Source organism: Spirosoma migulaei, assembly GCF_054776855.1.
In genome coordinates this window covers 115098-123746 of record NZ_BAAHBG010000028.1, presented here as the reverse complement: position 1 = coordinate 123746, position 8649 = coordinate 115098, and the positions used below count along the sequence as shown (strand labels likewise).

At 43.4% G+C, this 8649-nt stretch carries 10 protein-coding genes; 5 read left to right on the top strand and 5 right to left on the bottom strand.

Translation table 11 applies throughout. From position 1 onward, the window contains the following. From ACYVGO_RS28660 to ACYVGO_RS28645, 4 genes are all read right to left on the bottom strand, one after another. A partial coding sequence (locus ACYVGO_RS28660; RefSeq protein ID WP_460972209.1) for an efflux RND transporter periplasmic adaptor subunit occupies nt 1-753 on the bottom strand: 753 nt, incomplete at its 3' end. Nucleotides 754-964: 211 nt separating this feature from the next. Continuing rightward, complete coding sequence (locus tag ACYVGO_RS28655) at nt 965-1333, bottom strand: YtxH domain-containing protein (protein ID WP_142774215.1); 369 nt, start codon at nt 1331-1333, stop codon at nt 965-967. Nucleotides 1334-1383: 50 nt separating this feature from the next. After that, nucleotides 1384-1635, bottom strand: coding sequence for a YtxH domain-containing protein (locus tag ACYVGO_RS28650; protein WP_142774214.1), 252 nt, complete (start codon nt 1633-1635; stop codon nt 1384-1386). Nucleotides 1636-2102: 467 nt separating this feature from the next. Further along, on the bottom strand, nt 2103-2270 hold the full coding sequence (locus ACYVGO_RS28645; protein ID WP_142774213.1) for a lmo0937 family membrane protein: 168 nt from the start codon (nt 2268-2270) through the stop codon (nt 2103-2105). Nucleotides 2271-2725: 455 nt separating this feature from the next. Between ACYVGO_RS28645 and ACYVGO_RS28640 the strand changes: the two genes are divergently transcribed. After that, nucleotides 2726-3127, top strand: coding sequence for a response regulator (locus tag ACYVGO_RS28640; protein ID WP_210422399.1), 402 nt, complete (start codon nt 2726-2728; stop codon nt 3125-3127). 95 nt (nt 3128-3222) lie between these two features. Beyond that, complete coding sequence (locus ACYVGO_RS28635) at nt 3223-4698, top strand: sigma-54-dependent transcriptional regulator (protein WP_460972207.1); 1476 nt, start codon at nt 3223-3225, stop codon at nt 4696-4698. Nucleotides 4699-4851: 153 nt separating this feature from the next. Here ACYVGO_RS28635 and ACYVGO_RS28630 read toward each other — a convergent pair whose 3' ends face one another. Continuing rightward, on the bottom strand, nt 4852-5496 hold the full coding sequence (locus ACYVGO_RS28630) for a porin family protein (RefSeq protein ID WP_142774211.1): 645 nt from the start codon (nt 5494-5496) through the stop codon (nt 4852-4854). Nucleotides 5497-6112: 616 nt separating this feature from the next. Between ACYVGO_RS28630 and ACYVGO_RS28625 the strand changes: the two genes are divergently transcribed. The 3 genes from ACYVGO_RS28625 to ACYVGO_RS28615 all read left to right on the top strand — a co-directional run bounded on the left by ACYVGO_RS28625 (nt 6113) and on the right by ACYVGO_RS28615 (nt 8618). After that, nucleotides 6113-6553 (top strand): response regulator, encoded by a 441-nt coding sequence (locus ACYVGO_RS28625; RefSeq protein ID WP_246859196.1) that lies wholly within the window; start codon nt 6113-6115, stop codon nt 6551-6553. A gap of 80 nt (nt 6554-6633) precedes the next feature. Beyond that, entirely contained in the window at nt 6634-8106 is a 1473-nt protein-coding gene (locus ACYVGO_RS28620; protein ID WP_142774209.1) for a hybrid sensor histidine kinase/response regulator, read from the top strand. Nucleotides 8107-8405: 299 nt separating this feature from the next. Continuing rightward, the gene (locus ACYVGO_RS28615) at nt 8406-8618 is read left to right on the top strand and encodes a DUF2188 domain-containing protein (RefSeq protein ID WP_142774208.1); all 213 of its coding nucleotides are present in this window, start codon (nt 8406-8408) and stop codon (nt 8616-8618) included. Nucleotides 8619-8649: the final 31 nt, after the last annotated feature.

Below are 8649 nucleotides of genomic sequence, written 5' to 3'. Positions count from 1 at the left end.
GTTCTCGGGATCGTCGGAGCGAAGTTCCATACCTTGAGATGCAGATTTTTCGACGATAAAACCGCTCACTGGGGCCTTCACTACATAAACGGCACCATTACCGCCTACAATCCGGCGTCGTTCACTCACACGGTTTACTTCGCCTTTAGCCGCCAGCAGTTGTTCCTGACTGGCCACCAGTTCGCGCTGGGAGCTCAGACCCGCTTTAGTCATGTCTTCCGCAACCTGTAGGTTTTTCTGAGCTACCGATAATTGCCCCTTTGCTTCTACACTCTGTTGTTCTAAATCGGCCAAATCGCCCGACCGAATTACAGCCAGGGTCTGTCCCTTTTTAACATAGTCGCCTAAATCAGCCTTGAGGGTTTCTATATGCCCACCTACCAGAGGAAATACTTTTACAACCTGATCCTGATTGAAGGTAATTTTACCTGTCAAATTCAATTCATTGCGGGCATTCTCATACTTAGCTGTATCGAAGGCGGCTGTGGCAAGTAAATTCGTTTCCTGACGCTCTTTGGTTGGTTCACTTGCTTCGGATTTTTGCGCGGTACTACTACAGCTACTTAGTCCGTTTATAGCTATAAAGCCCATTGTAACGATCATTGCCCAGGCTCGTACCGACTTAGCCGTATACATAGGGGCTGGGCAAACAACTAACCCAGTTGGATACGCTCGTACGTTTTTATTATCGTCTATAAGCCTCTGCCAGTTACGGAGCAGTGAGGAAGCAAAGGCAAATGGGTATTTTTTCATAGTATTATGACGCCTGAATTGGTATAAGTATTACCTGACTGATAAGTAAAAAGGAGCCGTCACAAAAGTCTCCTTTGCCAATTAAAGGCTTCTTAAACCAATATTAAAAGGCTATTAAACCCATCATGCGTATAACGCAGCAGCGCCTGCCGGGTATGGTCCGGTAGGCGCTGTATATTTCAAGAACGTTGAGTAAATTGGATGCTAGTACTTAGCTTGCTTTTACTGAAGATTTTGCATTATCAATACCTGATTTGGCATCGTCGGCTAATTCGTCAACTTTATCGTTATAATCACTCTTGAGCTGATCTTTACTAAAAGTCGCCTGTGCCTGGTCTTTATACTGGTTGAACTGTTCTTTAGCTTTGTCGGTATACTGATTTACCTGACTTACCGCCTGCTCGTACCCCTCTTTCACCTGAGATACTCCTTTTTCCCATTGGTCCTTCAAATCGCCTGTGCGTTTGCTGGCTTCTTCAGTCAGTTTTTCGCGTGTTTCTTTACCGCTTCGGGGAGCTGTTAAAAGACCAATAACAACACCGGTAATAATGCCGGTCAGAAAATCTCGTGTGCTTCTCATCGTTTTATGTGTTTTAGGTGAGTGTTTATTTTAGGTGATTAGCAGGAAGCCTATTGCTTTGCTTTCTTCTTGGCCTGACTAACCAGATCCTGTGTTTTTCCGGCAGCCGAATCAACATATTCGTTATATTGACTTTTTATGCTATCCAGGCCAGACTGTAGTTGGTCCTGTAAGTCTTTAAAGAACGAATCTGACTCAGACGAGATACGTTTACGCGTCTTTTGGCCGCTCTCTGGAGCAAGCAGAATACCGATAACTGCGCCAACTGCTAATCCCACTAAAACTCCTGGTAGTGATTTCATGATTTCTAACTTTGGTGAATGACTTATGGTTCCAATATCGCCAATCTACTAGAAAATACTGTACCACTGATTAGAAAAGAGGGTAAGTCGTTGTATATGAGTGTGGTACAATATAGTGCTGGTTTGGGATGTTGAGGATTTTTTTCTACAAGGGCGTCCACGTTTTACGCAATGACCCCAACTGGTTGCCGAGTCTCGAACTACGAGAGATTCTGTTGATTCTTTAGATGCTGATGATAACTATTGATACGCAGATACGGTATAACCCACATCATCTGAATTCTACAGGCACAAAAAAAATCCCCGCGCTCAACTTGGCGCAGGGATTCCGTACCCACCGTAACTTGTACTTAACCTAAAATGAATTGCTTCGGGCTAACCCGAGTCTAACACAATTGCTTGGTTAGAAAATGATATGTATCACAGGTGATATCTCTATGACTTGTTGACTACATGTACTCCCTTCTTCACACCCCGCGCCCCTGTATTAAGCGTAGAATAATCGCAATCACCGCAATCACTAGTAGAATATGAATTAAATTACCACTAGCAATACCTGTTCCTAACACGCCTAGAAAGCCCAGGAGCCAGATAATGATCAAAATCACGGCTATAGTGTAAAGAAGGTTTCCCATGACGTTTATTGAGTAAATCAGAATTAACTATCTCGCAATTGACAATCTTATTAGAAAAAGTTGTGCCAATAATGGTAAATACATGCAATCGTTTCCTATATATACCCTTATACGCTTGTAAATGAGCATTTAATTAGGTCATATTCTTCACTTATTATCGAAACAAGAAAACCTGTTGCAAACCAAAAACTGTGGATTAATTTCTACACTTGTAGAATAAACGTAGAAAAATAGCTCAATCCTCAACGGCTCTTTAGCGGGCGAATTAGTTTATAGCCGATATAAATTAATGAAATTATAAGCGCAAACTGTTAATCTAATGGACATTAATGTATGTTGCTACTTGATTTTTGACTCAGGCTTACACTTTCGGCACATATTTTATAATAGAGTGTGTAAGAAGAACACAAATGAAAACGAAATGAGCCGTGGTAAATACAATAACAGGGGTTAGCATGGGACAACAATACAGGCCGGTCGCCATCAATACAGCACCTCTTGCAAAACGCGTATTGATTGTTGATGATGAAGCCGATATCTGTCTGTTGCTATCAGGGTTGTTACGTCGCCTGGGCTATCAGCCTACCTGCGCCCATTTTATTGAAGAAGGACGTCAATGCCTCCATACACAGAAATTCGACGCTATTTTTCTAGATTTAAATTTGCCCGATGGACTTGGGTTTGATTTATTACCATTCATCAAAGAAGATCAAACCGAAGCTAAGGTTATTATGATCAGTGCCTTTGATGGACAGGCTGAACGTCGGCGGGCTACTGAGCAAGGAGCTGATTATTTTATTGGTAAACCCTTTACTCGCCGTTCGGTAGAGATGGCTTTGCAAACCATTCAGGTTTGAGTAACTTTGTTCATACAGCTTTCATACAGCTAAGGTAGATTCATTCGTTGTTCATTACTGGACATGGTCTGTCTGAACAAGTTCAATGCCGCTTCATGGAAAAAATTCTGATTATTGACGATAATAATGATATATGCCTGCTTCTTGAGCGTTTTCTGAGCAAGCAGGGCTATAAAACAGCGTCGGTACAGCGGGGCGATGATGGGCTGGTTCTGTTACGGAAAGAAGCTTTTGAGTTAGTCATCTGCGATTTTAAACTTCCTGATATTGATGGCCTGGAGATGCTTCGTCGCATCAAGGTTATGCACCCCACCACCGCTGTAATTATCATCACCGGCTATTCTGATGTTCGAATGGCGGTGCAGACGGTTAAGCATGGGGCTTATGATTACGTAACAAAACCACTCTATCCCGACGAAATCTTATATACGATAAAAGCAGCCCTTGAACGGCGCGCCCAATCGTTAAATCAGTCGAAGGGTTCATCGGCCACTACTGCTACTGGCATACCAAAAGCACCTGCTGTAAAAGTAGCGCCTGCCAAAACGCAGTTAACCCCGGATGGAAAACGCTTCATTTTTGGTAGAAGTCGGGCTGCCGAACAACTTCAGAAACACATTGACTTGATTGCTCCCACCGATATGTCGGTTATCATTACCGGCGAAACAGGTACGGGTAAGGAGTTTGTTGCCAATGCAATTCACCTCAAAAGCAAACGAGCTGATAAACCATTTGTGGCCATTGACTGTGGCGCTCTTGGGAAAGAATTAGCCGGTAGCGAATTATTCGGGCATGTGAAAGGCTCCTTCACCGGCGCTATGTCGGACAAGCCCGGTAGCTTTGAATTTGCCAATGGTGGCACCATCTTCCTGGATGAAATCGGAAACTTGTCGTACGACAATCAAATCAAGTTGCTTCGTGTATTACAGGAGCGTAAGATTCGGCGTATTGGCAGTAATCAGGATATTCCGGTCGATGTTCGGATTATAGTAGCTACAAATGAAGATCTGCGCGAGGCCGTTCGGCAAGGCAAGTTTCGGGAAGATATCTATCACCGCATTGCTGAATTCGAAATGCATTTATCGCCCCTGCGTGAGCGCAAGTCCGATATTATGATTTTCGCTGATCATTTTCTGGAGTTGGCTAATGTGCAACTAGAGAAAGATATTCAGGGGTTTGAAGAGGAAGCAAAAGAAAAGTTAAAAGAGTATTACTGGCATGGCAACCTCCGCGAATTACAAAATGTGGTGAAACGGGCCGTGTTGCTAACTCAAGGCGATTATATTGAAGCCGATGTACTGCCGCATGAGATCATCTCGCCCCAGTATTTCACGCCTGAAGACACCGGTACTACTAATATTCAGATTAATTACGACCCCGCTCGACCCGGTGTTCCGGTCTTTACTCAATCGGCGGCTAATTTGAAGTCGGTATCTGAGAACGCTGAACGGGCTGCTATTCTGAAAGTACTGGAAAAAACAGGCTATAACAAAACCAAAGCGGCTGAAGTCCTTAATATTGATCGTAAAACGCTCTATAATAAATTGAAAGCGTACGATATCCATTTGTGAGTTAGTAGGTAAAGTAAGTGCAGTGGGTGAAGTAGGTTCCTAACGGCGTCGGTACCATTTTGCCCGACAGAAAGCCCTGATGGTAAAGTAAGTGCAGTGGGTGAAGTAGGTTCCTAACCCTCTTCACCCACTGCACTTACTTTACCTACTCAACTAATTCAGGCTGAAGCCAACGGATAGCAAGCCAACTCCATTCTTAGCATTGCCCAACACCGTTTTAGCGGCTCCACTGTTAGCAATGGTTTGCAGACCCTGTTCATAACGCGCGCCAATAAAGGCTTTACCGAAGTAAAGGTTCAAGCCGCCCGCAATTCCGTAATCAACTTTGTTGAAATTATCCCGATTGATTGCACTTGTTCCTGTGCCAAAATCGCCGTTCGAATTGATGTTTGAATTCAGTAGGTAGGATACGTAGGGGCCTGCCTGTAACTCAACTGCCTGACCCAGCTTAAACGTAGCTAAAACGGGTAGCTCGGCATAATTAAGTTTAAACGTATTTTTTCCCGTAAAGCCAATGACGTCATAGGTAGCTGATGCGCCTTTGGTCATATAGAGCAATTCTGGTTGGACGGCAAAAAACTCACCAACAGGTATCTGGGAAAATATTCCTAGATGAAAGCCAATGCGCTCATTTTTATTGCTGGCTCCCTGACTGTCGTAGAATAGCGAACTGGCATTTAATCCCCCTTTTACGCCAACCCGCGTTTTGCCTTGTGCTAACGCAGTAGACGAGTTGATCATTAAGGCACCTGTTGTAAGAATAGCGGCTACAAGCAAGGTTTTTACTGAATGTTTCATAACGATTTTCGATTTAAAAGCAGTACCTAAGTTACTTCTGCTCTGTCTATAGAGGTGGTAAATTCGTGCCAAAACCGCCATTTTTAGGGTAAATCTCTGTGGTAGCCTGGTTTACTTGGGTTTATAGATATGCTGAACGTATAGGCACTGCATAAATTTTTAAGCTTAGGCGAGTAAGAAATTCCCCAACTTGTAGAATACAACATTCAGTTTTTGAAACCTCTGAATAAGAATTTATTGTTAGAAGCCCTGTTTCCTTTAATTATGTAGAAAATATTTTCTAAAGCCTGAAATTGGCAAACAACAGTTTGAAAAAGGATTGAGCGGGAAGTAATAGGTTAGTTTATAAACACTTAAAATAGAAATATATGAAAAGTGCAATTTATAAGCTTATTCAAACACCTTAAATCAAGATAGGTGTTCTGGATTTTATACTGGTAAATAATACGTTAATAAATTGATGTTTTTGAGTAATTTTGGAGGGGAGGGTAACTTCTGAAAAAGCTAAAGACAGATAAGGAATAGCTAATCAGCCGCGTACGTACTGGAAACCTGAGTATATCAAAACGCAGGAAATTGATTAGCACTCTCCAGCCGTAACTTTTTACTGATTTGTATGCACCGTAGACTTACATCCATGACCATTCTAATTGCAGACGATGATACAGATGACCGCCTGTTTATGGATAAGGCACTTCGTCAGAGTGGTTATACGCAAAATGTTCAGTTTGTTGAAGATGGTGAAGAGTTAATGGAATATCTACGTCGGGAGGGTCGTTATAACGAAGACAATGCTCCTTGGCCTAATTTATTGATTTTAGATCTGAACATGCCTCGTAAGAATGGCTTTCAGGCCCTTAATGAGATAAAGGATGATCCTAAACTACGGCGTTTACCCGTGGTCGTGATGACTACATCCTCAGCCGACGAAGACGTACTGAAAACCTATAATCTCGGCGTTAATTCATTTGTAACAAAGCCATTCAATTTTAACCGCTTGGTCGAAATGGTTGGGGCTTTAAAAACATACTGGATAGATACCGTTAAATTGCCATAACCAGCTAGTGAGTACTTATCAGTAAATGGTCTTGCTGATGGGTACACACGGTACCGTTCATTGCCAACTACTCACGGTTTATGATACCTGCCCCACTCGATGTTGCCGAAAAAAAGGAAACGATTCGTATTCTTCTCATTGAAGATGACGAAGATGATTACTTGCTTACCAAAGCCTTAGTTTCTGTCAGAGAAAATTCGTCCATTAAACTCGACTGGGTAGATAGCTATGATCGGGGTCTGGCAGCTATTGATACGGGACAATACGATGTGTATCTGGTCGATTACCGACTGGGCCCGTATACAGGTATTGATTTGATTCAGGAAGCATTTCGGATGGGTTGCCGGGCCCCAATGATTCTGCTTACCGGCCAGGATGATCTGACCGTAGACCAGTCGGCACTTGAATTGGGAGCCGCCGACTATTTAGTGAAAGGGCGAATTGATGCCCAACTCCTTGGGCGTAGTATCCGATATGCGCTCCGACAGGCGAGTGTACTTGCCGAAGTTGCTCAGAAAGAAAATAAATACCGAACCCTGTTTGAACGGTCAATAGATGCCATTTTTGTGGCTAATGATGAACTTCGATTTCAGGACGCCAACTCCTCCGTTGAACAGTTATTAGGGTACAGTCGTGACGAACTCCGACACCTGAATCCCGCTCGCCTTTTTGCTGATCTGAATCACCTGCGTAATCTGCGGTTTAACGTCCGCGAGCATGGTCAGATCAAAGATTTCGAAACCACACTAATTCACCGAAACGGCCGTAAACGGGTTTGCCTGATCTCCGTTTGGGCGGTCGAGGATATGATTGGGCATCCAGAGTGGTACCAGGGAATTGTGCGTGACATTACAGATCAGAAACGGGCTCAACAGGATCTGATCCTGGCCGAAAAACTGACTATGACCGGCAAAATTGCCCGCAGTATTGCCCATGAGGTGCGTAATCCACTCACTAACCTTAGCCTGGCTCTTGAACAGCTTAAAGATGAACTGGATACAGACAATGAGTATGTAACCATGTTTACGGATATCATTGGGCGCAATGTGGACCGTATTGGGCAACTCATTACAGAAATGCTCAATTCATCGAAACCCCGCGATCTGGATCGGAAAAAGCAGGATTTTAATGGCGTTGTTAAAGAAACGTTACAGCTCGTTAGCGACCGGATCAAACTGAAACGGATGCGACTCGAAACGAATTTCACGACCGACGACGGCCAGGCATTACTAGACCGCGATCAGGTAAAAACGGCGTTGCTGAATATTTTAGTCAACGCAGTAGAAGCTATGGAAGAAGGAAAGGGTGTGCTTTCGGTACGAACGACCTGTACGGATAACAATCGGGTATGTGTAGAGGTGAGCGATAATGGAGGAGGGATTAGTGAAGCAGATAGACAACGCCTTTTCGATCCGTTCTTTACCGGGAAATCGGGGGGGATGGGATTGGGATTAACCGCTACACAAAATATCATCAATAGCCATAAGGGATCAATTGAAGTGGAAAGTAAGGTGGCTACTGGAACTACATTTCGACTGTTTTTTCCAAAATAAGCAGATGCGCCCTAAGTAGTTTCCTGGCTTTTTCGTAGCATAGATCACTCATTAACCAGCTTTTACCCAAAGCTGGTTTTTTTGTGGAATTGACTGGGTAAAAACATACACAATCCCGCTGGTAAATTCTACAGATAGTCTACAGGATCGACGGAGAATATCAATCCATAGATCAAATAATTATCTTATAAGTTGTTGATAATGAGTTGTTGGCTTGGTTGGTGTGAAGTGTAGTGGTTGATTATTTTAGAGGTGGCACAATATTAGTTTAGTCAATAGATAACCTACTAACTATCTCTATGTGGTCTATCACTCACTTTCCGGCGGCCATGCGGTCATTAAATCCCACTACTCGGGCAAAGGCAATTGAGATTGCAAATCAACTGCTGGAACAAGGGCAGTTAGATAAGCAACATGTCATCCTGATGAGTGTTGAGGAGGCCCGTCGGTGGGCTCGTTGTGAGAGTTCCAACCGGGAGTGGGCAGTCAGAAACATACAGCAATACGCCTAACCCAACTATTCGATATCTAACTTAAACCTGC